Below are 23,904 nucleotides of genomic sequence, written 5' to 3'. Positions count from 1 at the left end.
GGTATGGTCGGAAAAACTGCCCATGCGCCGAAGCTTGGAGGACGCCGTGTCCGGTTCCGTGATCGTGGGCGCCGCCCGTACGCCGATCGGGCGGCTGCTCGGTTCCCTCAAGGACTTCACGGGAGCACAGCTCGGCGGGGTCGCGATCAAGGCGGCCCTCGAACGCGCCGGGGTCGCCCCGGACGCGGTGCAGTACACGATCATGGGCCAGGTGCTCACCGCCGGCGCCGGCCAGATCCCGGCCCGCCAGGCCGCGGTCGCCGCGGGCATCCCGATGAGCGTGCCCGCGCTGACGATCAACAAGGTCTGCCTCTCCGGCCTCGATGCCATCGCGCTCGCCGACCAGCTGATCCGCGCCGGCGAGTTCGACATCGTCGTGGCCGGCGGCCAGGAGTCGATGACCCAGGCCCCGCACCTGCTGCCGAAGTCCCGCTCCGGCTTCAAGTACGGCGACACCACGCTCGTCGACCACATGGCCTACGACGGTCTCTTCTGCGCCTTCGACCAGGTCGCCATGGGCGCCTCGACGGAGAAGTACAACTCCCGCTACGGCGTCACCCGCGAGCAGCAGGACGCCTTCTCCGCCCGCTCGCACCAGCGTGCCGCCGAGGCCATCAAGAACGGCTACTTCGCCGACGAGATCGCCCCGGTCGCCATCCCGCAGCGCAAGGGCGACCCGGTCGTCTTCGACACCGACGAGGGTGTCCGCGCCGACACGACCGCCGAGGGCCTCGCCAAGCTGCGCCCCGCCTTCGCCTCCGACGGCACCATCACCGCGGGCTCGGCCTCGCAGATTTCCGACGGCGCCGCCGCGGTCGTCGTCGTCAGCAAGGCGAAGGCCGAGGAGCTCGGCCTCACGGCGCTCGCCGAGATCGGCGCGCACGGTGTGGTCGCGGGGCCGGACGCCAGCCTGCACGAGCAGCCGTCGAACGCCATCCTCGCCGCACTGGCGAAGGCGGAGCTCGGCGCCGACGCGCTCGACCTCGTCGAGATCAACGAGGCCTTCGCCGCGGTCGGGCTCGTCTCGACCGAGAAGCTCAGCCTCGACCCGGAGAAGGTCAACGTCAACGGCGGCGCCATCGCCCTGGGGCACCCCATCGGGGCCTCCGGCGCGCGGCTGGCCGTGCACCTGATCCATGAGCTGCGCCGCCGCGGCGGCGGGCTCGGCGCGGCCGCGCTGTGCGGTGGCGGCGGTCAGGGCGACGCCCTCCTGCTGCGGGTGCCGTCGGCGTAAGTGACCGCACCCCTCGACCTCGACGACCTGGTCGGCCGCGCGCGGGACGGGCAGCCCCGTGCCGTCGCGCGGCTGCTCTCGCTCGTCGAGGACGCCCACCCGCGCGTCGCGGAGATCGCGCGGGCGCTGACCCCGCACACCGGGCGGGCCCGGGTCGTCGGGCTCACCGGGCCACCCGGCGTCGGCAAGTCGACTTCGACGTCGGCGCTGCTCACGGCGTTGCGCGCCGAAGGCAAGCGGGTCGGGGTGCTGGCGATCGACCCGTCTTCGCCGTTTTCGGGCGGGGCCCTGCTCGGTGACCGGATCCGGATGACCGAGCACGCCACCGATCCCGGCGTGTTCATCCGCTCGATGGCCACGCGCGGGCACCTCGGCGGGCTCTCGTGGGCGACCCCGCAGGCCGTGCGCGTGCTCGACGCCGCCGGGTTCGACGTGGTGCTGATCGAGACCGTCGGCGTCGGTCAGTCCGAAGTGGACGTCGTGAAGCTGGCCGACACCACGGTGGTGCTGCTCGCGCCGGGCATGGGCGACGGGATCCAGGCGGCGAAGGCGGGCGTGCTGGAGATCGCCGACGTCTTCGTGGTGAACAAGGCCGACCGCGAGGGCGCGGATGCGACGGTGCACGACCTCAAGCAGATGATTTCCCTGGCCCGCAGGGAAGTCCGCGGGCCGAGCTGGCGGCAGCCGATCGTGCGGACCGTCGCGGCGAAGGGTGAGGGCGTCGACGAAGTGGTCAGTGCGCTGGCTTCCCACCACGAGTGGCTGGTCGCGCACGACGAGCTGGCCCGGCGCCGGGCCGCCCGGGCGCGCGACGAGGTCGAGGCCATCGCGGTCCGGCGGCTGCGCGCCGAGCTGGCGGACCTGCGCGGCGGGGGACGGCTGGCCGAGGTCGCCGAACGCGTGGTGGCGCGGGAGATCGATCCGTTCGCGGCGGCGGCTGAGCTGATCACGGACCTTCGCGGGTAGCAAGGCCGACGCGAGTCGTGCGAGCAGAAACCGTGCCACGGCAACGGGTCTTCGGCGGAGATCCATGACCTTCTCCCTTCGGGGTGCGACGGGTTCGCCGCGTGATCACCATCGTGCTGAGGGGGTCCGACAATTTCGGGGTTGCGGCGGTGAGGTTCACCCGACCGCGTGACATGGGCGACTTTCGCCGGTTCTTGTTGTCGGTGCCGGGCCCTAGACTGCGGGGCGCTCCGGAACCGGGCGATCACTGGGAGGGCGTGCAGGATGAAGAAGACACTCGTCACCGCGCTGGCGGCGGGCGCGTTGTTCGTGGCCGGCAACGGCGTCGCCACCGCGGCCGACGCCCCACCACCGAAGACGACGCACGGGCCCTGCCAGTACACCGAGACCCCGGACGAGCCGGCGTCGCGGCCGGTGCCGCTGCCGCCCGACCCGCGGCACACTCCGAGCCACGGCAAGGTCGACGTCGCGGTCCCGACCAGCCAGGGCGCGCTGCCGCTGCGCCTCGACCGCGCGAAGGCGCCGTGCACGGTGCAGAGCTTTTTGCACCTGGCGAACCACCGGTTCTACGACCACACGGTGTGCCACCGCCTGACGTCGTACCCGACGTTGAAGGTCCTGCAGTGCGGCGACCCGACGGCCACCGGCGAGGGCGGCCCGGGTTACAAGTACAAGGACGAGCTGCCGGTGGACCTGCCCCCGGCCCCGACCGACCCGACGGGCGCGCGCAAGGTGTACGCACGCGGTCTGCTGGCGATGGCGAACGCGGGCCCGGCGACAAACGGATCGCAGTTCTTCGTGGTGTACGGCGATTCTGCGCTGCGCCCGGACTACACGGTGTTCGGCACGGTCGGCGCGGCGGGTCTGCGGACGTTGGACAAGGTGGCCGCGGGCGGGATCGTGCCTACGGCGGAGGATCCTGCTCCGGTTGATGGGACGCCGAAGCTGCGGACGGAGCTGTTGCGGGTTCGGCCGGACTGCTGGTTCTGACGCCGATCGCGGGCCACTCCGGCGGGGGTGGCCCGCGGGTTCGGTGTGATTGCGCGGGTTTCATGCGTGATTGAAGGGGCATCACGCGTGATTCAGCGGGCATCGCGTGTGATTGAAGGGGCATCACGTGTGACTGGAGGGTCGACTCGCGTGATTGGAGGGTCGACTCGCGCACATGGGCAGTCGGCTCGCGTGCCTGAGGGGCGGTTCCCGTACCCAGGTGGACGACTCGCGTACTTGGGTGGACAACACGCGTCTTTTGGGCCAGGACTCCCGTGACTGAGCGCGGAACTCTCGAGGGCGGGAGTGCGGGAGGGGAGAGGAAGCGGAAGGGGAAGGGGAGAGGGGGTTAGGTGGTTATTTCCCAGAGGGCCTCTATTAGCGTTTGGGTTGCGCCGGCGAAGGCGTGTTTGGGGGTCGCTGCGTAGCCCACGATTAGGCCGCCTGGGCGGTGCGGGTCCATCCAGTAGTCCGTGAGGCCTTCGATGCCGATCGCGCGGCGGCGGCAGGCCGCCAGGGCCGTTGCCTCCGAGGGGCCGTCCGGGGGCAGGACCAGCAGGAGGTGCAGGCCGGCCGCGATGCCCTGGGGGCGGACCGTGTCCGGGAGGGCCGCCAGCAGCCGGGTGCGGCGGGCGCGGTACTCGGCTCGGCTGCGGCGGATGTGCTGGTCGTACGCACCCGAGCCGATCAGCTCGGCCAGCGCCAGCTGGCTCAGCACCGCCGGGCGTGAGCCGCTGTCGGCCATCGCCGCGCGGACCGGCTCCACCAGTGACCGCGGCAGCACCAGCCACGCCAGCCGCAGCGCCGGGGCCAGCGTCTTGCTGGCCGTCCCCGCATAGATGACCCGTTCCGGCGCCAGCGCCTGCAGCGCCCCGACCTGCTGGTGGTCGAAGCGGAACTCGCCGTCGTAGTCGTCCTCCAGCACGTACGCGCCCGAATCGCCGGCCCAGCGGGCCAGCGCCGCCCGGCGGGGCGGGGCCAGCGTGACGCCCGTGGGGTACTGGTGCGCCGCCGTCACGACCACCGCCGGACTGTCCAAAGCGGACACGTCGATCCCGTGCTCGTCGACGTCCACCCCGACGATCCGCTGGCCCTGGGCCGCCGCGATCGAACGGTAGAACCGCAGCGAAGGGTTCTCGAACGCCATTTCGCCGACACCCAGACCGTGCAGTGCCCGGCCGAGGACCGCGACGGCGTGCGAGAACCCGTGGCACACCACGATCCGCGCCGGGTCCGCGACCACCCCGCGCGCCCGGGCGAGGTACCCGGCGAGCGCGTCACGCAGCTCCGGCGCGCCCAGCTCCGACTCGTAGCCGAACGCCGCCGCCGGGGTGCGCAGCAGGGCGCGCCGCGTCGCGGTGATCCACGCCTGGCGGGGGAACGCCGTCAGGTCCGGACGGCCCGGGCGCAGGTCCCAGCGCGGCGCCGGTTCGCGGGGCGCCGGCCGCGGCGCGGACTGCGGGAGGGAACCCGCGGTCGCCACCCGCGTCGGCGCGCCCTGGGCGGTGCGCAGGTACCCCTCGGCGGCCAGGTCGGCGTACACGCGGGTGACCGTGCCGCGGGCGACGCCCAGATCGTGGGCCAGGGAACGCGTCGAAGGCACCGCCGCGTCCGGCTGCCACCGGCCCTCGCGGATGGCCGCGCGGATCGCCGCCGCCAGGCCGCTCCGGCCGGTCGAGGGCTGCCAGTCGAGGTGGACGTCGAGCCCGGAACTGGACCACGATTCCGTCATGCCACTGGACCATACCCGTGGACCAGTTCGGGCTAGCGTGGATGGCATGACGAAGCGAATCGGACTCGGGCGCGCGCCCGGGATCTACCAGGCGATGGCGAACCTGCAGGCCGAGGTGAACAAGGCCGCGGAGAACGCGGGCGTCGACCCGAAGCTGCTCGAACTGGTGAAGATGCGGGCCTCCCAGCTTAACGGCTGCGCGTACTGCCTCGACATGCACAGCCGCGACGCCCTCGAACTGGGCGAGTCGGCCCGCCGGCTGTTCGTGCTCGACGGCTGGCGTGAGACCGACTTGTTCACCGAAGAGGAAGAGGCCGCCCTCGTCCTCACCGAGGCGATGACCAGGCTGTCGGCGGCCCAGAGCGTGCCGGACGAGGTCTACGAGCAGGCCACGAAGGTGCTCACCGAAGACCAGTACCGCGCGGTCGCGTGGGAGGTCATCGCGATCAACAGCTGGAACCGCATGGCCGTGACCAGCCACAGCCCGCTCCCGAAGCGTGACGCGTGAGCGCCGCCGCGCTCAAGGCGCTGCACGTCCCGGGCCGGCCGCTGGTGCTGCCGAACGCCTGGGACGCCGACACCGCGAAGCTCGTCGAGGCCGCCGGCTTCCCGGCCGTCGCGACCAGCTCGGTCGCCGTGGCCGCCGCGCTCGGGTTCCCGGACGGTGAGCAGGCGCCCGCCGACGAGATGTTCGCGGCCGCCGCGCGGATCGCCCACGCCGTCAGCGTTCCGGTGACCGTCGATGCCGAGGCGGGTTACGGCCTGTCCGGCGCCGACCTCGCGGCCCGGCTGCTGGAGGCCGGCGCGGTCGGCTGCAACTTCGAGGACACCGACCACACCACCGGGGACGTGCGGCCGGTCGCCGAGCAGGCGGACCGGATCGCGGCCCTGCGCGAGGCGGCGGGGGACGCCTTGGTGATCAACGCCCGCGTCGACTCCTTCCGCGGGGTCGACGCCAAAGACGCGCTGGCCGGCGGCGTCGAGCGGGCGAAGGCCTACCTCGACGCGGGCGCCGACTGCGTCTACCCGATCCACCTGGGGGCGCCCGACCTGCTCGCGGAGTTCGTCCAGGGGGTCGGCGGCGCGGTCAACGTGGCCGCGCGGCCCGGGACCAGCCTCGCCGGGCTCGCCGAGCTGGGCGTCGCGCGGATCTCGCTGGGCGGCGGCCTGTGGCAGTACGTGCGCAAGCAGTTCGAAGCCACGCTCTCGGGGATCGCCGAAGGCAAGCTGCCCTACTGACCAGGAGATGGCCGAAGGCCGCCGCGAGGGTGACCCGCGACGGCCTTCGGTGTACTTGGTGCTGCTAGTGCGCGACGGCCTTCTCGGCGCCCGCGCCGGTGAGGGAGCGGACCTCCATCTCGGCGTACTTCTTTTCGTTGTGTTCCTTGGACAGGATCGTGCCCAGCCAGCCCAGGATGAACGCGGCCGGGATCGAGACGATGCCGGGGTTGCTCAGCGGGAACCAGGCGAAGTCCGCGGTCTTGATCATCGACGTGCTCTTGCCGGACACCGCCGGCGAGAACACGATCAGGACGACCGTGATGGCCAGGCCGCCGTAGATCGACCAGAGCGCGCCCTGGGTGTTGAACCGCTTCCAGAACAGCGAGTAGAGGATCGTCGGCAGGTTCGCCGACGCCGCCACCGCGAACGCGAGCGCCACGAGGAACGCGACGTTCTGCCCGTTGGCCAGGATGCCGCCGCCGATCGCGAGCGCGCCGATCACCACCGCGGTGATCCGGGCGACCTTGACCTCCGCGTCCGGCGACGTCTTGCCCCGCTTGACGACGTTCGCGTAGACGTCGTGGGCGAAGGACGCGGACGCCGTGATCGTCAGGCCGGCGACCACCGCGAGGATCGTGGCGAACGCGACCGCGGAGATCAGGCCCAGCAGCACCGGCCCGCCCAGTTCGAGCGCGAGCAGCGGGGCCGCGGAGTTGACCCCACCCGGCGCCTTCTTGATCGTGTCCGGCCCGACCAGCGCACCGGCGCCGTAGCCCAGCACCAGCGTGAACAGGTAGAACACGCCGATCAGCACGATCGCCCAGACCACCGAGCGACGCGCGTCGCGGGCGGTCGGCACGGTGTAGAAGCGCATCAGGACGTGCGGCAGGCCCGCGGTGCCGAGCACCAGGGCGATGCCCAGGGAGAAGAAGTCCAGTTTGGACGTTCCGGTGGCGCCGTACTGCTTGCCCGGGCCGAGCAGCGTCTCGCCGGCCTTGCCCGCCTTGTCGACGGCGGCCTGCAGCAGGCTGGAGAAGTTGAAGTTGTACTTGCCGAGCACCCACAGGGTGATCACGAGCGCGCCGACGATCAGCAGCGCCGCCTTGATGATCTGCACCCAGGTGGTGCCCTTCATGCCGCCGATCAGCACGTAGGCGATCATGATCACGCCGACCACGGCGATCACGATGGCCTGCGCGCCACCGCCTTCGACACCGAGCAGCAGCGCCACCAGGCCGCCCGCGCCGGCCATCTGTGCCAGCAGGTAGAAGAACGACACCGCCAGCGTCGACGTCGCGGCCGCGGCCCGCACCGGGCGCTGCTTCATGCGGAACGCCAGCACGTCGCCCATCGTGAACTTGCCGGTGTTGCGCAGCAGCTCCGCGACCAGCAGCAACGCGACGAGCCACGCGACCAGGAAGCCGATGGAGTAGAGGAAGCCGTCGTAGCCGTTGATGGCGATGGCGCCCGCGATGCCGAGGAACGACGCCGCCGACAGGTAGTCACCCGAGATGGCGATGCCGTTCTGGGGACCGGTGAAGGCGCGGCCCGCGGCGTAGTAGTCCGACGCCGTCTTCGTGTTGCGGCTGGCCCGGAACACGATCACCAGCGTGATGACCACGAACGCGGCGAAGATCAGGATGTTGAGGAGCGGGCTGCTGCCCTCCACCCCCGCGGCGAGAGTTTTCATGCCTGCTCCTTCTCGATGTCCTCGCGGATCTTCTCCGCGACCGGGTCGAGCTTCCGGTTGGCGTACCGGACGTAGAGGCCGGTGATGACGAACGTCGAGACGAACTGCAGCAGGCCGAAGATCAGGCCGATGTTGATGTTGCCGAAGACCTTCGTGCTCATGAAGCCGTGCGCGTAGTCCGCGAGGAGCACGTACAGCAGGTACCAGACCAGGAACAGCGCCGTCATCGGGAAGACGAACCGGCGCAGGCGGCTGCGCAGCTCACGGAATTCGGTGCTTTCGTGGGCGCGTTCCCAGATGGTCTCTGACGTGTCCGGGGGCCCGCCGCCGGTGTCCGTCGTGCTCATCGCTGCTCCCTGCGACGTTGCGGAAAGTGACGTGCGACACCGTAGGGACGTGTGAGTCTCGCGTGAAGATTCAGCGGCTCAACAGCCGGGCCAGACGACGAACGGTTGACGAACGGTCGCGCGGTCCCGTCGAACGGGGTTCGTCGAGATGCAGCCGCAACATCGCCGCCGTTGACCAGGCTGGGGGCCGGCCCCGCAGGGAGACCAGCGCCATTACGCCGAACGCCAGCGGCACCGACCAGGGTGCCGGTTGCTGCACCAAGATCGCCACCCAGCCGCGCAGCGGCGGCCCGGCGAGCGCGAACAAGATCGAGCCGGACGACGCGACGAGCCCCGCCAGCACCCCGGCGATCCCGCCGGCCGCGGTCAGCCGCGGCCACCAGATGCCGAGCACGAGCAGCGGGCAGAACGTCGACGCGGCCACGGTGAAGCCCCACGTGACGAGCACCCCGGCGTCGAGCTCGGCCGAGCGCAGCGCCAGCAGCACCATGACCCCGGCGACGCCGAACACCGCGATCCGCAGCCGCCGCAGCCCGCCGGGCACGAGGTCGTGCGCGATCGCGCCGGACATCACGAGCAGCAGGCCGAGCGACGTCGCCAGGAACGCGGCGAACGCGCCCGCTGTCAGCAACGCCGTGAAGAGCCCGCCGGCCCAGCCACTGTCCACTTGGTACGGCAGCGCGACGACCACCGTGTCGGTCGCGCCGGAGAGGTAGAGGCCGGGCACGAGTACCCGGCCGAGGACGCCGTAGACGCCGGGGAAGAGGTAGAAGATCCCCAGCAGCGCCACGGTGATCGCGGCCGTGCGGCGGGCGGCGCGGCCGTCCGGGCTGGTGTGGAAGCGCATGAGGACGTGCGGCAGGCCCATCGTGCCGAGCATGGTCGCGATGAGCACCGCCCACGTCCCGAGCAGCGGGTAACCCTGGTCGCCGAGGTCGAGCAGCGGGCGCTGCCAGTCGTGCCCGCCCAGCGGCGCGCCGCCGCGGACCGCGGGGACGGCCGCGCCCGCGCCGAACACGACTTCGTCCTGGCTGTGCGCGGTGAACTCGCCCGGCGGCAGGGTTTCCGCGACGCCGTTGCGGCGGACGGTGGTCGGCTCGCGGATCTCCATCGTGACGTCGACTTCGAACTTCACCGGCGTCTCGCGGGCGAAGTGGGTGAACTCGACGGGGTTGAGGGCGTCGGTGCGGTTGACCGCGCCGGCCTGCAGCACGAGCCAGATCGCGGGGATCAGGAAGAGCAGCAGCTTCAGCACGAACTGGAACGCCTGGACGTAGGTCGCCGCGCGCATCCCGCCGAGCGCGAGGGTGACGCTGACCGCGGCCCCGGCCAGCACGACACCGACCCAGTACGGCGTGCCGCCGACCGCGGTGAGCACGAGCCCGGCCGTGCGGAACTGCGGGACGACGTAGATGGTGCCGATCACCAGGACGACCACGGCGTCCAGGCGGCGCAGCGCGGGGGAGTTGAGGCGGGCTTCGGCGAAGTCGGGGACGGTCAGCGCGCCGGAGCGCCGCATCGGGGCGGCGACGAGGACGAGCATCGCGATGTACCCGGCGGTGAAGCCGACCGGGTACCAGAGCGCTCCGATGCCGTCTTTGACCACGAGCCCGGCGACCCCGAGGAAGGAGGCGGCGGAGAGGTATTCGCCGGAGACGGCGGCGGAGTTGACCAGCGGCGAGATCCGGCGCGAGGCGACGAGGAAGTCCGACGTCGTGCGCATGGCGGCGACCCCGCGGACGCCGATGAGCAGCGTCACGAGCACGACCGGCGCGACCGCGAGTGCGACGCCCACTAGCCCGCCCTGCCGCTCTCATGCGCCCCAATGTGGCCTTCGGTGCGTTGGACGCACCGAAGGCCACATTGGGGCGTTCGGGGCCGGGCGGTCACCGGTCGTCCTCGAGGCGCTCGGCCCGGCGCAGTTGCCAGCGGGCGAGGAGGGCCATCGCGGGGTAGGGCAGGACGGCGATCATCAGCCAGGAGACAGGGATGCCCAGCAGCCGCAGGGTGTCCAGGCCGGGGAAGATCGCGAAGACGCCGGGCAGGCCGAGGAGGAGCGCGAACATGAGGACGAGCGCGGGGATGCCGCGGCGGCGTTGCGCGCGGTAGAGGGTGGTGGCGCGCTGGGTGTCGCCGACGGGGAGGCGCGGCTGGCGCCAGCGGTGCCGGGAGCGGCGCCGGGCGTGGGCGAGCCGGGTCTGCGGACTCGTGACGGCGACGCGGCGGATCTTGCTCATCGCGCGCCCGGTCCGAGCTGCCCGCGCTGAGCCGCTTCCAGCAACCGGTCCCGCAGGTCCCGCGCATGCCGCCGGCTCACCGGGACGTCGCCCGCCTCCGTGTGCGCCAGCAACCCGCCCGCCGAGTCGCTCCGCAGCTCCAGCACCGCGCCCACCGCCAGCAGGAACCCGCGGTGCACCCGGCTGAACCCCGTGCCCTCCCAGTACTCCTCGAGCCGCGAGATCGGCATCCGCACCAGGTGCACGCCACCCCGCGTGTGCAGCCGGACGTAGTCCCCGTGGGCCTCCACGAACAGCACGTCGTCGCGGCGGACGTACCGAGTGCGCCCGCCGGACTCCACCGGGAGCGCGGCCATCGCGTCCGGCGTGGACCGCGACGACGGCGTCGCGTTGCGCGTCACCTTCGCCAGCGCCGCGGACAGGCGTTCCGCGCGGACCGGCTTGAGCAGGTAGTCGACCGCGCCGATGCCGTACGCCGTCACCGCGTGGCCGTCGTGGGCCGTGACGAACACGATCACCGGCGGCTCGCTCAGCTTGGCCAGCAACCCCGCCAGCTCGAGCCCGTCGAGGCCCGGCATCGAGATGTCGAGGAACACCGCGTCGAACCTGTCCGCCTGAAGCAGCCTCAACGCCTTCAGCGCGTCACTCGCGCCGACGACTTCGCCGACTTCGGGCGCTTCGCGCAGCATCGTGCACAGCTCGTCCAACGCCGGCGGCAGGTCGTCGACGGCCAGTACCCGAAGCGACGTCACGGCAGCACCCCCGGCTGGAACCGCGGCACCCGCACGACCACCCGGGTGCCCGCGCCGACCTCGGTCTCGACGGTCAGGCCGTACCAGGCGCCGTAGACGTCCCGCAGCCGTCTGTCCACATTGGCCAGACCGAGCCCGGCCGGGTCGTCGTCGCCGGTGCGGCCGGCGAGGATGTCCGCCGCGCGCTTCGGGTCCATGCCGACGCCGTCGTCCTCGACGAAGATCACGCAGTCGTTCCCTTCCGCCTGGCCGTGCACCTGGACGAACCCGGTGCCCGAGCGCGGTTCGATGCCGTGCCGGATCGCGTTCTCCACCAACGGCTCCAGCACCAGGTACGGCACCGCGACGGCGAGGATCTCCGGCGCCACCCGCACCTGGACGCGCAGCCGCTCGCCGAGCACCGCCCGCTGCAGTGCCAAGTACGTCTCGATCGCGCGGAACTCCTCGGCGACCACGGTGTACTCGCCGTGCCGCGCCAGGCTGTAGCGCGTGTAGTCGGCGAAGTCGAGCATCAGGTCGCGGGCGCGGTCGGGGTCCGAACGCACCAGCGACGCGATGACCGTGAGCGCGTTGTAGACGAAGTGCGGGGACATCTCCGCCCGCAGCGCCCGCAGTTCGGCCTGCGCGGCCTGCTCCGCCGACGCCTCGAGCCGGCCGCGCTCCAGCGCCTGGACGACCAGGTCCGCGGCCTGCCCCGCCACCGAGTCGCGGACGTCGCCGACGACCAGGATCGCCCCGGCCAGCTCGTCGTGGACGTGCAGCGGCAGCACCAGGACGTCCTGCGCGGAGCCGGGTTCCTCGCTGTGCAGCACCCCGTCGAGCACCGTCGCGACGACCGCGTCCGGCCCCGGCCGCCCCGACCACAGCAGCGAGCCGGACAGGTCGGTGAGGCCCAGCCCCGGGAAGCCGAACAGCCGGCGCAGGCCGTGCGCGGCGCGGCGGGCGCGGGTGCCGGACAGGCCGTCGCGCAGGTCGTCGGTGATCCGGCGGGCGGCGGCGAGCACCGGCAGCGGGTCGGCGCGCGACGCCGGACGCAGGTGCACGGTCATCGGGCCTCCCCTCGGCGACGGTGTCCAGGGGAGTAGATCCTACGGGGCGAGCGCCCGGCCGGGTGGCGTCGATCCGGCCAGCACGGTCGCGTCGGCCGGGAACGGCCAATGCGGCAGTGAGAGCCAGCCCGTCGTGCGAGTCTCCTTGACCGCCACCGGCACCGGCCGGTACGTCGTCGGGTCGAGCCCTTCGTTGTGCCGGACGACTTCGTCGAAGAACCACGCCGACGTGATCAGCGCCAGCACTCCGCGTGTCGCGCGGAGCGCTTCCTTCAGCGGAGCGGCTTCGAGGAGCCGGAAGGTGTGGTTGATCGACGGCGCCGTGACGCCGTGGTCGTCGTAGGCGACTTCACCGGCGTGCAACGCCATCCGCAGCCGGATCCGGGCGCCGGCGCCGTGGGTCCGGTTGTGCCGGTGCAGAGCCACGGCGAGCGCGTTCGGCAGGAACTCCACGAACGGTCCCTTCGGGATCTCCGCCGGGGCCAGAAGGAGAACGCCGTCTCCCGAGGTTTCCCGTCGGCAGTCCGCCCAGGGGACGCCGGCGTCGTCGAAGGCCCGGCAAAGCGCGCGGTTCAGCCCCTCGCGCAAGGCCAATCGGTCCGGTGTCGTCCGCTGCTGGTCGCCGTACCCCTCGACGTCGACGGCGCAAATGGTGCGGTGCACGGCTGGTCGCCCATACCTCATCTCACCCTCCCTGAGTGATGCATGTGCCGATGCATGTGCATATCAGTGTGGCGGAGAACTCGCGCCGAGGGAATGGGTCATGCGGTGAGTGGTTCTCCCACCGCGCTGACCGGTAGACGTGAACCCCCTGGTCAGAGCCCTGCGCGGGCAGCGAACACCCCGCACAGGGCTCTGACGGACGGGTCAGCAGCTCTGCTTGTAGAAGTACTGCGAGTTGGCGTCCATGTCGGCCTTGGTGATCGAGTGCAGCTGCGCGGTGAGGTTCCGCGTGGTCGGCTTGCCCTCGATCGCGGCCACCGCCTGCTGGACGCCCTGGGTGCCGATCGAGGCCGGGTCCTGGGCGATCAGGGCCTGGTACTGACCGCTCTTGAGGCCTTCGACCTCCGACGGGCTGGCGTCGAAGCCGATCAGGTTCACCGCGCCGACCTTGCCCGCGTTGCGCAGGCCGGTCGCCGCGCCCTCACCAGTGTTGAGGTTCGTCGCGAAGACGCCGATGAGATCCGGGGTGGACGACAGCGCCGCCGTCACCTTGGACGCCGCCTGGTCCGGCTCGTTCTGGGTGAACTGGACGCCGACCGACTTCAGGTTCGGGGTGTTCTTCAGCTCGTCCTCGAAGCCCTTCGCGCGCGCCGCCGTCGTCGACGTCCCGGCGATCGTGTCGAGCACGAGCACCGAGCCGTTCTTGCCGTTCGCGAGCTTGGCCATCGTCTGGGCCGCGAGCTTGCCGCCCTCGGCGTTGTCGGAGGAGACCGACGACGCCGCGACGCCGGTGTCCTTCAGCGACGTGTCGACCTCGACGATCTTCGCGCCGCGGTTCTTGACCTGCTGGATCGGCGCGAGCATCGCCGTGTCGTCGGTCGGGGCGATGAGCAGCGCGGCCGGCGGGTTGGAGCCGAGGGCGTTGACGAGCTGGGTCTGCATCGCCGCGTCGAACTTCTGCGGCGCCTGCGTGGTCAGCTCGTAACCGAGCTTCTTGGCCTCGGCCTGCGCGCCGCACTGCAGCGAGATGTAGAACGGCTCGGCCTGCACACCCGGGATGAGCGCCAGCTTCTTCGAGCCGGCCGAGTTGGCCTGGCTGTCACCGGACCCGCTCTGCCCGACCGTGCCGGACCCGCACGCGGTGAGCAGGGCCGCGGCGGAGACCACGGCACCCATGGCGGTGAGAGTCTTGGTCAGCTTCATAAGCACCTCTTTGTACTCAGGGGGGAACTTAGCGGGAGTTGCGACGGCGGCGGCGCCGCTGGTCGAACCAGACCGCCGCGATGAGCACCGCGCCGACGGCGATCATCTGCCAGAAGTCCTGGACGTGGGTGATGTTGAACCCCTTCTTCAGCACCGCCGGGATGAACACGCCGATCACCGTGCCCAGCACCGAGCCGACGCCGCCGAAGAGGCTCGTCCCGCCCATCACGACCGCGGCGATGGCGTTGAGGTTGTCGGTGGTGTGCGCCGAGATCGTGGTCGACGCGTAGTACGCCAGCGAAAGGAACCCGGCGATGCCGGCCAGGAACCCCGTCAGCGTGTACACCTTCAGCAGGTGCGCGGTGACGCCGATGCCCGCGCGCCGCGCGCCTTCGGCGTTGGAGCCGACGGCGAAGGTGTACCGGCCGAACTTCGTGGTGTGCAGCAGCCACGCGCCGATCAGGGTGATCACGACGGCGACGATGACCAGGTTGGGCACCACGCCGAACGAGGTGCCGTACCCGAGGGTCTGGTTGAGCACGACCGGGATGCTGCGCACGTCCGACCCGTTGTTGAGCAGGTAGGCCGCGCCCAGCGCCGCACCCATGGTGCCGAGGGTGACGATCAGCGGCGGGATCCCCGCCACGGCGATGAGGAAGCCGTTGATCAGGCCCCACACCGTGCCGGCGACGACCGCGGCGACCAGGCCGACGACGATGACGCCCCAGCCGGCGTTCGACGCGTTGCCGCCGGACATCGCCTCCATCACCTTGCCGGCGACCATGCCGGCGAAGATCAGCACCGAGCCGACGGACAGGTCGATGCCGGAGGTGATGATCACGAACGTCATGCCGACCGAGAGCACCAGCAGCACCGACGTCTCGATGAGCAGCGTCTGGAAGGTGAACAGCGTCGGGAACTCGCCGGGCGCGATCGCGCTGAACACGATGACCAGCGCGACCAGGACCAGCGCGATCCAGAACGTGTTGGCGCCGACCAGCCGCTTGCCGAGGGGCCGCTTGCCGAACCCGGCCTCCGGCGACTCCTGGATGTCCTTCTGCGCGGGTGTCGACACGCTCACGCGGCCTCCTCTTGCACGAGCGCCCCGGTCATCGCGGCGACGAGGTCTTCGAGCTTCGTGTCCGGCCCGGTGAACCGGGCGACGCGCTTGCCCAGCCGCAGCACCTCGACGCGGTCGGCGACCGAGAGCACCTCGGGCATGTTGTGGCTGATCAGCACGACGGCGATGCCCTTGTCGCGCACCTTCTTGATGACGTCGAGCACGCGCTCGCGCTGCACGACGCCCAGCGCCGCGGTCGGCTCGTCCATGAACACGACCTTCGACGCCCACACGACCGACCGCGCGACCGCGACGCTCTGCCGCTGCCCGCCCGAAAGCGAGCCGATCGGGACGTCGGTGCTCTGCAGCGTCACGCCGAGGCGCTGGAACTCCTCGACGGCCTGGCGCCGCATCTCGGCCTTGTCGAGCATGCCGAGCTTGCCGAGGATCCCCTTGCGGTGGATCTCGCGGCCGAGGAACAGGTTCGCGGCCGGGTCGAGCTCGGGGGCGACGGCGAGGTCCTGGTAGACGGTCTCGATGCCCAGGCGCCGCGCCGTCGTCGGCGAGTCGAAGTGGGCGTCGGCGCCGTCCAGCAGGATCTTCCCGGACGTCGGCTGCTCCGCGCCGGAGAGGCACTTGACCAAAGTGGACTTGCCGGCGCCGTTGTCGCCGATCAGCGCCGTCACCTCACCCGCGCGCGCCTGGAACGACGCGCCGCGCAGGGCTTCGACCGACCCGTACCGCTTGACCAGGTCGACCGCTTCCAGCAGGACTTCGCTCATCCCCGCCTCCCTTCCGGCGCCGGCGGCCGGCAGCGGATCACCGTCGTGGTCCCGGCGAGCTCGGTCTGACCGGCGTCGAACGGCACGACGTAGGTGTCGCCCTTCGCCAGCGCGTGGTCACCGCCGTGCTCGGTGCGCAGGACACCCTCGCCGTCGAGGACGACCAGCACCGCGAACGACGGGTCGAGTGACAACGTTGTCGTCTTGTCCGTGCGCAGCTGCTCGGCTCGGAAGAACTGCTCCGAGCCGCCGGCGAGCAGGTCCACTGTGGACCCGGTGTCGCCCGCGGTGCGCCTGATGATGGTCTCCAGGCGCCCGGCGTCCCAGCCCGATGTGTCGAGCGCTTCGATCGCGGTGTCGAAGCCGATCCCGAGGTGGCCCTTCTCCGGCGACGCGAGGAAGTCGCGCCATTCGATGGTCAGCGAGAAGTCCGTCGGCTGCTGCAGCTCGACGACGAAGACACCCTCGCCGATCGCGTGCGGCAGGCCCGCCGGGATGTAGACGGTGTCACCCGCGGTCACCGGGACGCTGTTCAGCGCGCCCAGCATCGACGGCACGTCCTGTTCGCGCGTCCATTCGGAGACCGTCGCCTTCGACAGCGTCTCCTTGAAGCCGGGGTAGACGCGCGGGTCGTCGCCGTAGGTGCCGACCACGATCCACGCCTCGGTCTTGCCGAAGTGCGAGTCGAAGTGCTGCTTCGCGAAGGCGTCGTCCGGGTGGAAGTGCACGGGCAGCCGCTGGCCCGCATCGAGCAGCTTGACCAGCAGCCCGGTCGACGTCCCGAGCGCCTCGACGTGCTTGGCGCCGAGCCAGGCGTTCGGGTTCGCGAGCACGGCGTCGCGCAGCCAGGCGCCGTCCGGGAGCCGGGTCAGGCCGTTGGTCTCCTGGCCGAACATGGTGCTCACCGACGCGACCCAGTCCTCCGGGCCGAACTTCTTGTCGGACGACGCGCCGCGCAGCGCCGCGATGGCGTCGCCCCCGCGGTAGAACTGCGGCGGCTGGTTGGCCGGGAGGCGGATCGGTTCGAGGGTCACGGGGCGACCTCACCGGAACCACGGGCGACGAGATGCACGGGCAGGACTACCTTTCTGGGCGGGGACTGATCTCCTTGGACGCGCGCGAAGAGCAGCTCGGCCGCGGCGTGGCCGAGCGCGCTCACGTCGTGCGCGACGACGGTGACCGGCGGGTCGAGCAGGTCCGCCAGCTCGAAGTCGTCGAAGCCGACCATCGCCGGGCGCTGCTCGGCGTGGGCGAGCGCGCGCAGCACGTGCACGGCGACCCGGTTGTTGCCGGCGATCACCGCGGTGGCCGCGTCCGGGCCGTGCATCAGCCGCTTCACCGCGTCGCCGATGTAGTCCGGCGTCGGGGTGCGCATGGAGACCAGGGACTCGTCGTAGGAGATCCCGTTGCGGACGCAGCCCTCGCGGAACCCGCGCAGGCGCTCGGCGGCGGTGAAGATGTCCGGGCTGTCCCCGAGGAAGGCGATCCGCCGGTGGCCGTGTTTCGCCAGGTGGGTGACGGCTTCGATGGTGCCGCCGAGGTTGTCCACCAGCACGGTGTCGGCGACGATGTCGCCGGCCGGGCGGTCGATGAACACCACCGGCGTGCCCGCGCGCATCTCCGGCACCAGGTAGCCGTGCTGCAGGCCGGCCGGGACGACGAGGATGCCGTCGACCCGCCGCGCGCAGAACTCCAGGACGAGCTCGCGCTCGCGGTCGGAGTTCTCCTCGGACGAGCCGGTGAGCACCTGGCGGCCGAACGACGTCGCGATCCGCTCGACCGCGCGGTTCAGCTCGGAGTAGAAGGGGTTGCCGACGTCCTCGACGATCAGCCCGATGGTCCCGGTGGTCGACCCGCGGCGCAGGTTCCGCGCGCCGAGGTTGCGCCGGAACCCCAGCTGCTCGATGGCCGCCATGACCCGCTCGGCGGTGTCCGGGTGCACCGCCGGTTCGTCGTTGACCACGCGCGAGACGGTCTTGATCGACACGCCCGCCAGCCGCGCCACATCGCTCATCGTGGCCCGGCGGCTCGCGGTGCGCGTGCTGCCGTCCCGGTCCCGGCCGGGTGGAGACAACGTTGTCATAGTGCACGGGATTGAACGCCACCGCCCGGTGAGTTGTCAACGGTTCGTGCGTGGATTGTGCCGATTCGGCTACCGACGTCGTACGGCAGACGGCTGATCACGCTGTCCCGAAGTGGACAGGTCTTGACGGGACACTTGACTGTCCGGTGAGCCGCTGCCCAAGGTGACCCGGTTCGACCGACTGCGCGACAAGGTTGTCATTGCACCGTTTCGGGTCGCGCTGATGAGGTGAGAGGCGATGGCGATGGCGCGAGCGCGCTTCAGAGCCGGTTTTGCTTTCCTGACATTGGCGGTGACGGCAGCGGTGGCTCCCGCTGTCCCCGCCGCGGCGGCCCCGGCGACGGATTTCGCGAAGTGGGTCAACCCCTTCGTGGGCACCCGTCCGGGCGGCGCCGACCACGGCACCGGGGGCGGCGCCGGCAACACGTTCCCGGGCGCGGTCGCGCCGTTCGGCATGGTCCAGTGGAGCCCGGACACCGTGAAGTCCCAGCCCGGCGGGTACTTCTACGACGACAACGCCCTGACCGGGTTCAGCCTGACGCACCTTTCGGGCGCGGGCTGTTCGACCTATCAGGACATTCCGTTCATCCCGTACGTCGGTGAGGTTTCGACCTCCCCGGCGACCGACCCCGGGCACTACACGTCGAAGTTCTCGCACGCCAACGAACACGCGACGGCGGGCGCCTACGACGTCACCCTCGACAGCGGCGCGAAGGTCGAGCTGGCCGCGACCCAGCGCACCGGCTCCGCACGGCTGACCTACCCGGCCGGCGCGTCCTCGACGCTGCTGGTCAACACGTCCGGCTCGGTCAACGGCACCGACGACGCGTCGATCACCATCGGCAAGGACACCATCAGCGGCTGGGCCACGAGTGGCCGCTTCTGCGGTGCGCAGAACAGCTACCGCGTCTACTTCTCGGCGAAGTTCGACACGCCGTTCGAGTCGATCGGCACCTGGAAGAACGGCGCCGTGACGCCGGGCAAGTCCGCCGAAACCGGGGGCGCCAAGGCGAAGGTCGCGCAGCCCAACGGTGTCAACGCGTCCATCGCGCGCCCGGCCAAGGCCAAGCAGCAGGACACCACCGTGTCCGGCCCGGGCAGCGGCGGGTACGTCACCTTCGCGAACCTCAACGGTGCGCAGGTGAACGTCCAGGTCGGACTGTCCTTTGTGTCCGTCGACGGCGCGAAGGCCAACCTCAAGGCCGAGAACACCAAGAAGTCGTTCGACACCGTCGCCGCGGGTGCGCGGAAGGCGTGGAACGACCAGCTCGGCAAGATCGCCGTCACGGGGGGCTCCGACGCCGACCTGACGACGTTCTACACCTCGCTGTACCACTCGCTGATCCAGCCGAACGTGTTCTCCGATGTGGACGGTCAGTACCCCGGCTTCGACGGCCGGATCCACAAGGCCGACAAGGGCCACGCGATGTACACCAACTTCTCCGGCTGGGACATCTACCGCTCGGAAGCCCCGCTCCTGGCGACGATCGACCCCAAGGAGACCTCGGACATCGTCCGGTCGATGATGGCCTACGCCGAGCAGGGCGGGTCGTGGGATCGCTGGACGGTCGCCAACGACTACACCGGCGTCATGAACGGTGACCCGTACCACATCATCGTCTCCAGCGCGTACGCGTTCGGGGCGCGGGACTTCGACGCCCAGAAGGCGTTGCTGCTCATGATCAAGGGCGCCACCCAGCCGACGCAGGGCTACACCGAGCGGCCGGGCCTCGAGGACTACCAGAAGCTCGGGTACGTGCCGGGCGCCGGCGCGGACACGCTCGAATACACCAGCGCCGACTTCTCCATCGCCGAGTTCGCGAAGCGGCTCGGCGACAGCGCGACGTACACGACGTTCATGAAGCGCGCGCAGAACTGGCAGAACCTCTACAACCCGGGCACCGGTCACCTGCAGCCGCGCAACGCGGACGGCTCGTTCGCCGGCACCTACGACCCCGCCAGCTCGCAGGGCTGGGTCGAGGGCAACGGCGCGCAGTACGAGTGGATGGTGCCCTACGACCTCGCCGGCGTCGTGACGGCGTTCGGCGGGCCGACCGCGACCCAGTCGCGGTTGGACACCTTCTTCACCCAGCTGAACGCGGGCACGCAGGAGCCGTACGCCTTCATGGGCAACGAGCCGAACTCCAACGCGCCGTACGTGTACTCGTACGCGGGCGCGCCGGCCAAGACCCAGGCGATCGTGCACCGCTCGATGGACGAGCTGTACAACCCGCGTCCCGAAGGCCTGATCGGCAACGACGACCTCGGCCAGATGTCGGCCTGGTACGTCTGGTCCGCGCTCGGCATCTACCCGGAGATCCCGGGCCGCGCCGAGACGCTGCTCGTCACCCCGCGCTTCGAGCACGCCGTGCTCACCACCGGCGCGGGCAAGAAGATCACGATCAACGCGCCGGGCACCGGTGACTACGTCGGCAGCCTGAAGGTCAACGGTGGCGCGGCTTCGAAGGCGTGGCTGCCGGAGTCGCTGATCTCCAGTGGCGGCACGCTCGACTACACCCGGTCCGCCACGGCGACCGCGTGGGGCAGTGCCGCGGCCGACGCGCCGCCGTCGTTCCGCGAGCAGGAGAAGCCGAGCCTGTCCTTTGTGGACCCGGCGCGCGCGGTGACACCCGCGGGGTCGACGTCCCAGGCGTCGGTCGGCGTCCAGGACCTTTCGGGCGCCGCCCGGACCTGGACCTACAGCGCGGGCAGTGTCGACGGGGTCACGCTGACCCCGGCGTCGGGCAGCATCGCCGTCCCGGCGGGCGGCAAGGCGCGCGCCGACGTGACGGTGACCGTCCCGGCCGGCCTGGCCGACGGCGCCCGCCGCATCCCGGTGACGTTCTCGGCGCCGGGGGTGGCTTCGACGCAGGCGGTGCTCACGGTGCTGGTCGCGCAGCCGAACAGCTGGCTCGCCACGGTCGACAACGCCGGCATCTCGCCGGACTCCGACTCGTCGGCGGCCAACTTTGACGGCGGCGGCTGGAGCTACTCGGCGAACGCGCTGGCCGCGGCCGGCGCGACCCCGGGCGGCACGGTGACCAGTGACGGCATCAAGTTCACCTGGCCGGCGTTCCCGGCCGGCGACCCCGACAACGCGGTCGCAGGGGGCCAGACGGTGAACGTGAGCGGTTCGGGACGGCTGGCGCTGCTCGGCTCGGCGTCCAACGGCAACGCGTCCGGCACGCTGACGATCACCTACACCGACGGCAGCAAGTCCACCGCCACCATCGGGTTCTCCGACTGGACCCTCGGGGGCGGCGGCGCGCAGCCGGCGTTCGGCAACCGGATCGTGCTGTCCACGCCGTACCGCAACGCCGCGGGCAGCGACCCGCAGCAGATCCGCACCATGGTGTTCGGCACCAACCCGATCACCCTGGACGCGGGCAAGACCGTGGCCAGTGTGACGCTGCCGGACAACGTCAGCGGCGGCGCGCTCCACGTGTTCGCGATCGGCATCGGCGCATGAAAAGCACCATCCTGGCGGGCTTTCTCACGCTGACCGCGGCTGCGACGGGGCTCACCCCCGTCGCGGCCGCGGCCGGCGGGGACGCCCTGGACGCCGTCAACACGTTCATCGGCACGCAGGATGAGGGCAACACGTTCCCCGGCGCGTCGGCGCCGTTCGGGATGACCCAGGTCAGCCCGATCACCTCGCACTACGCCGGCTACCGCTACACCGACACGGCCATCCGCGGCTTCGGCCACTTCTTCCTGTCGGGCGCGGGCTGCTGGGAGCAGGGCGGCCTCGTCTCGACGTTGCCGACGACCGGCGAGATCGGGCCCGGCAAGGCGTTCGACACAACCAAGCCCGCCACCTTCGACCAGACGAAGTACGCGGCGCCGTTCACCCACGACGGCGAGGTCGGCAAGCCCGGTTACTACAAGGTCCACCTGACCGGTTACGGCGGTGTCGACGTCGAGACGACCGCGGCGACGCGCGCGGGTGTCGAGCGGTACACGTTCGCGAAACCCGGTGATGCCAACGTCTTCGTCAACGTCGGGCAGGCCAACGACAAGGAACCGGTGACGGGCAGCAGCATCCGCGTCGTCGACGACCGGACCGTCGAAGGAACCGTGGAGTCGCAGGCCTTCTGCGGCGGCAAGGCCTACACGACGTACTTCACGACGAAGTTCGACAAGCCGTTCAAGACGTTCGGCACCTGGTCGCCGACCGGCGGCACCCCCGGCAGCCGCTCTTCCGAAGGTGGCGCGGGCCTGCGTGGCGCGTGGCTGTCGTTCGGCGGCGCGGGCCAGGTCACGGCGACCACGGCGATCTCGCAGGTGGACGCGGCCGGGCCCCGGGTGAACCTGGCGGCCGAGCACATCAGGTCGTTCGACTCCGCCAAGGCGGACGTCCAGCGCACCTGGCGGCACGAGCTGTCCACCGTGGACATCAAGGGCGGCTCGACCGACGACCGCACGGTCTTCTACACGTCGCTGTACCACGCGCTGCTGCAGCCGTTGACCGCGAACGACGCCGACGGCCGCTACTACGGCTTCGACAAGAAGATCCACCGCGCGGTCGGCTGGACCTACTACGACTTCTTCTCGCTGTGGGACACCTACCGCACGCAGAACCAGCTCCTGGCGCTGCTGCGGCCGGACCGCGCTCGCGATATCGCCAAGAGCATCCTCGCCATCCACGACCAGGGCGGCTGGCTGCCGCGGTGGGCGTATGCGAGCCAGGAGACGAACACGATGACGGGTGACCCGGTCACGCCGTTCCTCGTGGACCTTTGGCGGTTCGGGGCGCTGTCGGGCAACGAGATGCGCGCCTACCAGGCGTTGCTGCAGAACTCGACGCAGATCCCGCCCGCGTCGTCGCCGTTCCAGGGCCGCTCCGGCAACGCGAGCTACCAGCAGGACGGCTTTGTCCAGTACGACCCGAACTTCCCGAAGAAGGGTCAGGACACCGACCCGAACCACGGCGCTTCGGCCACCCTGGAGTACGCGCTCGGTGACTGTTCGCTGTCGGTCATGGCCGCGGCGCTCGGCAAGAAGTCCGACGCGGCCGCGTTGAAGCAGAAGGGCCGGACCTACCGGACGCTCTGGGACTCGTCGCAGACCGACCGCGGCTTCGACGGCTTCTTCCGGCCGAAGGTCACCGGCGGCGCCTGGTTCAACCCGGCCGACAAGCCGTACAGCCCGCAGAGCCAGGACGGCTTCCACGAGGGCACGGCCTGGCAGTACCAGTGGCTGGTCCAGCAGGACGTCCCCGGCCTGGAGCAGCGCATGGGCGGCCCGGCGGCCACCGGCAAGCGCCTCGACGACTTCTTCGCCTACGACGAGCTGGTGAAGAACCCGGCGACGGCCGTCCGCGAGAACTGGGTCGTCGGCCCGTACGACTACTACGACCAGTTCCGCTACAACCCGAACAACGAGCCCGACCTGCACTCGCCGTGGATGTACGCGCTCACCGGGCAGCCGGCGAAGACATCGACGGTCGTGCGGGCGGCGCACACGCTGTTCACCAACGCGCCCAACGGCGTCACCGGCAACGACGACCTCGGCACGATGTCGGCGTGGTACGTCTTCAGCGCGCTGGGGCTCTATCCCGCCGTCCCAGGGACTGGGAACTTCGTGCTCAATTCGCCGCGCTTCGCGAAGTCCGTGCTGCACCTGGAGAACGGGCGGGACGTCACGATCAAGGCGCCCGGCGCGGACGGCTCGAAGCTGCAGTACGTCTCGGGGCTCGAGGTCGGCTCGAAGCCGAGTGACCGGGTTTATGTCAACGTGGACCAGCTGAGGCGTGGCACGACGCTCGGCTTCTCCTTGACTGCCGATGTCACGAAGGCGACTTGGGGCACCTCGCCCTCCGCAGCACCGGTTTCCCCGTGTTCTGACTAGATAGTGGTGCTCACGAACGTGGTCCGGACCACAGTGGACCACGTT

The 23,904-nt window shown here is 70.9% G+C and carries 20 protein-coding genes; 7 read left to right on the top strand and 13 right to left on the bottom strand.

Translation table 11 applies throughout. The features are described 5' to 3' along the window. The first annotated feature begins 46 nt into the window (after positions 1–46). From ACZ63E_RS22845 to ACZ63E_RS22835, 3 genes are all read left to right on the top strand, one after another. Positions 47–1,234, top strand: a complete 1,188-nt coding sequence (locus ACZ63E_RS22845) for an acetyl-CoA C-acetyltransferase (RefSeq protein WP_465338579.1) — start codon at positions 47–49, stop codon at positions 1,232–1,234. Further along, positions 1,235–2,200 carry a methylmalonyl Co-A mutase-associated GTPase MeaB gene (gene meaB / locus ACZ63E_RS22840; RefSeq protein WP_465338141.1) on the top strand — a complete coding sequence of 322 codons (966 nt, stop codon included), beginning with the start codon at positions 1,235–1,237 and terminating at the stop codon, positions 2,198–2,200. Positions 2,201–2,464: 264 nt separating this feature from the next. Further along, on the top strand, positions 2,465–3,190 hold the full coding sequence (locus ACZ63E_RS22835; RefSeq protein WP_465338140.1) for a peptidylprolyl isomerase: 726 nt from the start codon (positions 2,465–2,467) through the stop codon (positions 3,188–3,190). Between the two features lie 349 nt (positions 3,191–3,539). Here ACZ63E_RS22835 and pdxR read toward each other — a convergent pair whose 3' ends face one another. Beyond that, entirely contained in the window at positions 3,540–4,922 is a 1,383-nt protein-coding gene (gene pdxR, locus ACZ63E_RS22830; RefSeq protein ID WP_465338139.1) for a MocR-like pyridoxine biosynthesis transcription factor PdxR, read from the bottom strand. Positions 4,923–4,968: 46 nt separating this feature from the next. On the opposite strand from pdxR, the gene ACZ63E_RS22825 reads away from it, so the two are divergent. Together ACZ63E_RS22825 and ACZ63E_RS22820 are read left to right on the top strand one after the other, a co-directional pair. Next, complete coding sequence (locus tag ACZ63E_RS22825) at positions 4,969–5,430, top strand: carboxymuconolactone decarboxylase family protein (protein WP_465338138.1); 462 nt, start codon at positions 4,969–4,971, stop codon at positions 5,428–5,430. Beyond that, positions 5,427–6,161 (top strand): isocitrate lyase/PEP mutase family protein, encoded by a 735-nt coding sequence (locus ACZ63E_RS22820; protein ID WP_465338137.1) that lies wholly within the window; start codon positions 5,427–5,429, stop codon positions 6,159–6,161. Before ACZ63E_RS22825 ends, ACZ63E_RS22820 begins: the two co-directional genes overlap by 4 nt. Positions 6,162–6,225: 64 nt before the next feature. Here ACZ63E_RS22820 and ACZ63E_RS22815 read toward each other — a convergent pair whose 3' ends face one another. The 12 genes from ACZ63E_RS22815 to ACZ63E_RS22760 form a co-directional block, all read right to left on the bottom strand. Next, a complete protein-coding gene (locus ACZ63E_RS22815; protein ID WP_465338136.1) occupies positions 6,226–7,833 on the bottom strand; it encodes a solute symporter family protein in 1,608 nt (535 codons plus the stop codon). Beyond that, positions 7,830–8,180, bottom strand: coding sequence for a DUF485 domain-containing protein (locus tag ACZ63E_RS22810; protein WP_465314161.1), 351 nt, complete (start codon positions 8,178–8,180; stop codon positions 7,830–7,832). The genes ACZ63E_RS22815 and ACZ63E_RS22810 overlap by 4 nt, the downstream gene beginning before the upstream one ends. Before the next feature lie 70 nt (positions 8,181–8,250). Next, positions 8,251–9,975, bottom strand: a complete 1,725-nt coding sequence (locus tag ACZ63E_RS22805) for a sodium/solute symporter (RefSeq protein ID WP_465338135.1) — start codon at positions 9,973–9,975, stop codon at positions 8,251–8,253. 91 nt (positions 9,976–10,066) lie between these two features. After that, on the bottom strand, positions 10,067–10,417 hold the full coding sequence (locus tag ACZ63E_RS22800; RefSeq protein WP_465338134.1) for a hypothetical protein: 351 nt from the start codon (positions 10,415–10,417) through the stop codon (positions 10,067–10,069). Further along, complete coding sequence (locus ACZ63E_RS22795; protein WP_465338133.1) at positions 10,414–11,169, bottom strand: LytR/AlgR family response regulator transcription factor; 756 nt, start codon at positions 11,167–11,169, stop codon at positions 10,414–10,416. Before ACZ63E_RS22795 ends, ACZ63E_RS22800 begins: the two co-directional genes overlap by 4 nt. Further along, positions 11,166–12,218 (bottom strand): sensor histidine kinase, encoded by a 1,053-nt coding sequence (locus ACZ63E_RS22790; protein WP_465338132.1) that lies wholly within the window; start codon positions 12,216–12,218, stop codon positions 11,166–11,168. Before ACZ63E_RS22790 ends, ACZ63E_RS22795 begins: the two co-directional genes overlap by 4 nt. Before the next feature lie 39 nt (positions 12,219–12,257). Then, positions 12,258–12,881 (bottom strand): hypothetical protein, encoded by a 624-nt coding sequence (locus ACZ63E_RS22785; protein ID WP_465338131.1) that lies wholly within the window; start codon positions 12,879–12,881, stop codon positions 12,258–12,260. A gap of 204 nt (positions 12,882–13,085) precedes the next feature. Continuing rightward, positions 13,086–14,084 carry an ABC transporter substrate-binding protein gene (locus ACZ63E_RS22780; RefSeq protein WP_465338130.1) on the bottom strand — a complete coding sequence of 333 codons (999 nt, stop codon included), beginning with the start codon at positions 14,082–14,084 and terminating at the stop codon, positions 13,086–13,088. A 28-nt stretch (positions 14,085–14,112) separates the two neighbouring features. Further along, positions 14,113–15,165 (bottom strand): ABC transporter permease, encoded by a 1,053-nt coding sequence (locus tag ACZ63E_RS22775; RefSeq protein ID WP_465338129.1) that lies wholly within the window; start codon positions 15,163–15,165, stop codon positions 14,113–14,115. After that, positions 15,162–15,926, bottom strand: coding sequence for an ATP-binding cassette domain-containing protein (locus ACZ63E_RS22770; RefSeq protein WP_465338128.1), 765 nt, complete (start codon positions 15,924–15,926; stop codon positions 15,162–15,164). Before ACZ63E_RS22770 ends, ACZ63E_RS22775 begins: the two co-directional genes overlap by 4 nt. Continuing rightward, complete coding sequence (locus ACZ63E_RS22765) at positions 15,923–16,960, bottom strand: class I mannose-6-phosphate isomerase (protein WP_465338127.1); 1,038 nt, start codon at positions 16,958–16,960, stop codon at positions 15,923–15,925. The genes ACZ63E_RS22770 and ACZ63E_RS22765 overlap by 4 nt, the downstream gene beginning before the upstream one ends. Next, a complete protein-coding gene (locus ACZ63E_RS22760) occupies positions 16,957–17,940 on the bottom strand; it encodes a LacI family DNA-binding transcriptional regulator (protein ID WP_465314214.1) in 984 nt (327 codons plus the stop codon). Before ACZ63E_RS22760 ends, ACZ63E_RS22765 begins: the two co-directional genes overlap by 4 nt. A 307-nt stretch (positions 17,941–18,247) precedes the next feature. Here ACZ63E_RS22760 and ACZ63E_RS22755 point away from each other — a divergent pair, with 307 nt between their 5' ends. Together ACZ63E_RS22755 and ACZ63E_RS22750 are read left to right on the top strand one after the other, a co-directional pair. Beyond that, positions 18,248–21,478: a GH92 family glycosyl hydrolase gene (locus ACZ63E_RS22755; RefSeq protein WP_465338126.1), complete on the top strand. Its 3,231-nt coding sequence runs from the start codon at positions 18,248–18,250 to the stop codon at positions 21,476–21,478. After that, positions 21,475–23,859 (top strand): GH92 family glycosyl hydrolase, encoded by a 2,385-nt coding sequence (locus ACZ63E_RS22750; RefSeq protein WP_465338125.1) that lies wholly within the window; start codon positions 21,475–21,477, stop codon positions 23,857–23,859. The genes ACZ63E_RS22755 and ACZ63E_RS22750 overlap by 4 nt, the downstream gene beginning before the upstream one ends. The last annotated feature ends 45 nt before the right edge of the window (positions 23,860–23,904 follow it).

This window comes from Amycolatopsis sp. NPDC104819 (assembly GCF_055583145.1).
This window is presented reverse-complemented; position numbering and strand designations above follow the sequence as displayed.

Coding starts and splice junctions, on each gene's coding strand:
- ACZ63E_RS22835 (WP_465338140.1), top strand. CDS start 2,465: ATGAAGAAGACACTCGTCACCGCGCTGGCGGCGGGCGCGTTGTTCGTG.
- pdxR (WP_465338139.1), bottom strand. CDS start 4,922: ATGACGGAATCGTGGTCCAGTTCCGGGCTCGACGTCCACCTCGACTGG.
- ACZ63E_RS22825 (WP_465338138.1), top strand. CDS start 4,969: ATGACGAAGCGAATCGGACTCGGGCGCGCGCCCGGGATCTACCAGGCG.
- ACZ63E_RS22815 (WP_465338136.1), bottom strand. CDS start 7,833: ATGAAAACTCTCGCCGCGGGGGTGGAGGGCAGCAGCCCGCTCCTCAAC.
- ACZ63E_RS22810 (WP_465314161.1), bottom strand. CDS start 8,180: ATGAGCACGACGGACACCGGCGGCGGGCCCCCGGACACGTCAGAGACC.
- ACZ63E_RS22800 (WP_465338134.1), bottom strand. CDS start 10,417: ATGAGCAAGATCCGCCGCGTCGCCGTCACGAGTCCGCAGACCCGGCTC.
- ACZ63E_RS22790 (WP_465338132.1), bottom strand. CDS start 12,218: ATGACCGTGCACCTGCGTCCGGCGTCGCGCGCCGACCCGCTGCCGGTG.
- ACZ63E_RS22780 (WP_465338130.1), bottom strand. CDS start 14,084: ATGAAGCTGACCAAGACTCTCACCGCCATGGGTGCCGTGGTCTCCGCC.
- ACZ63E_RS22770 (WP_465338128.1), bottom strand. CDS start 15,926: ATGAGCGAAGTCCTGCTGGAAGCGGTCGACCTGGTCAAGCGGTACGGG.
- ACZ63E_RS22760 (WP_465314214.1), bottom strand. CDS start 17,940: ATGAGCGATGTGGCGCGGCTGGCGGGCGTGTCGATCAAGACCGTCTCG.
- ACZ63E_RS22755 (WP_465338126.1), top strand. CDS start 18,248: ATGGCGATGGCGCGAGCGCGCTTCAGAGCCGGTTTTGCTTTCCTGACA.
- ACZ63E_RS22750 (WP_465338125.1), top strand. CDS start 21,475: ATGAAAAGCACCATCCTGGCGGGCTTTCTCACGCTGACCGCGGCTGCG.